Here is a 1,879-nt window from a genome sequence, read left to right on the forward strand (position 1 = left end):
TCGGAACACTGACGCCGCCTGTACTGCGCAGCGAAATGCAAATTGTTGAGTGGAAAGTCGCACCCGGCGATTTCATCGAACGTACGACCTGTGGCCACGAACGCTCTGGTTCGGTCTGCTTCTCCGACAACAGCTTCTCCGTTGTCTATCAAGATGCAAATTATCTGCTCAGTTTCGATCCCGTGACCTTGAGGGCGCTATGAAACAGAAAATTGTGGTTATAAATAAGATTCGCTATAACCTTATGAATTACGATAACCTTGCGCCCTTTGATTGCGAGATTCATTTCATCGGCACACATAAATATTCTGAATCAGTTCCAGATAAATGGAAAGATCGATGCTCCACCTTCTGGTCACTCGATGAACTGACTTTTGAGGCACTCGATCTTTTCATCAACCAGCTCGTTCCTGTTGAACGCTTAATTTGCTTTGCCGAAGAAGATCTGTATCTCGCTGCTGTGCTACGCGAGCGCCATAATATTCCAGGCCCGAAACCGACCGACATAGCTCCCTTCAGAGACAAGTTTCTCATGAAAAGCCTTGTTGCCGCTCAGTCGATCAGGGTTCCTCGGTTCGTTCGATTGTATAATCTGGGCGAGAATTGCCGAGAAATATATGCGGCAGCAGTGGAAATGCTTGGCATGCCGTTTGTTATCAAACCCAGGTTGGGTATGGCTAACCAGGGGGTATTCTTTATTCAAGAAATCGAAGATTTGTCCAAGATAATGAATGATAAAATATTCGCCAAAGCTATCTATATGGCAGAACAATACATTTCTGGCCCCATGTTCCATGTGGACACGCTCATTTGGGGTGGGCACATACAGGACATATCTATCTCGGAATATAACGTTCCTCCGGTCGAAGCGCGCAAAGGGCCTACTGGCAGTTTCATAATCGACGCGTTGAGCAATGATTTTCAAAGACTGCATGACCTGAACGCGAGAGTATTAGCGGCCCTAAAAGCGCCTGATGGCTGCACCCACGCCGAATATTTCAAAGGTGAAGATGGTGAGTTCTATTTCTGTGAAGTCGGTGCCAGAATCGGCGGCACCCAGATCATTCCAGTGATCGAAAAGGTCAAAGGCTATAGCTTTGCCCGGCGTTGGTTCAGTCTCGAGAGCGGCATTCCATACTCTTCTGACGAAGCCACAACTACTGAGCCTTTCTGCGGCTTCATAGACTTCCCAATTCCCGCTTATTCGACAATTACCGACCTGATTCTCGCTCCGCCTCTGGCTGGTGTAGAGCTTATTGAACAGCGCGTTTGTATTGGCCAAAAAACAGGTGCCCCTGTTCTTGAGCAAAATCGGGCCATCTCCTTTTTAGTAAGCGACGTGAGCCCGCAGGCAGTCGCACAGAAGATAAACGAGCTGATTGCTCTCCGACCAGTTCGATCGGAACCGCTATGACTCCGCTCACAATCGGGATCGAGAAAGAATACACCATCGTCAAGAAATTAGGCAAAAAAAACCTGTATTCGTTAAGATCTCCCGAGATGGTATCTTCTATAGGCTTGGAGATTTCGACCGGATGGCAGTTGAGGCCTGAGTATAGCCGTGCTCTTATTGAGCTCATCTCCCCACCCTACGAGATTGAATTTCTCCCTGCTCTTGAAAATACCTTTGCGGAGTTGGATGAGGCACTTCTGAGTTATCGCGATGCCGAAGATACGTGGATATCCGATAAGCATTCTGTTGCCCTCGAGGATTTTATGTTACCCGACGGCAAGGTTACGACCGACCTTAGAGAAATCCTGTTCCACCAAGATAGCATCGCATATCTTCATAGCCTTGTGGAAAGACTCGCCCCACCGCCAGGCAAATTTGGCGGTAAAACGCCTGATGTGCTGAGACTCTACGCAGGTTTTAGCGCGG

3 protein-coding genes are annotated in these 1,879 nt (G+C 48.2%); all 3 read left to right on the forward strand.

Annotation, left to right across the window (positions count from 1 at the left end; genetic code table 11):
- A partial coding sequence (locus VZ95_RS27695) for a hypothetical protein (protein WP_045777491.1) occupies nucleotides 1–203 on the forward strand: 203 nt, incomplete at its 5' end.
- The gene (locus VZ95_RS20405; protein WP_045777492.1) at nucleotides 200–1,414 is read left to right on the forward strand and encodes an ATP-grasp domain-containing protein; all 1,215 of its coding nucleotides are present in this window, start codon (nucleotides 200–202) and stop codon (nucleotides 1,412–1,414) included. The genes VZ95_RS27695 and VZ95_RS20405, both read left to right, overlap by 4 nt.
- Nucleotides 1,411–1,879: hypothetical protein (locus VZ95_RS20410; RefSeq protein ID WP_045777493.1), on the forward strand; the 469-nt coding region annotated here is incomplete at its 3' end. The genes VZ95_RS20405 and VZ95_RS20410, both read left to right, overlap by 4 nt.

The organism is Elstera litoralis (assembly GCF_000963705.1).
GTDB lineage: Bacteria > Pseudomonadota > Alphaproteobacteria > Elsterales > Elsteraceae > Elstera > Elstera litoralis.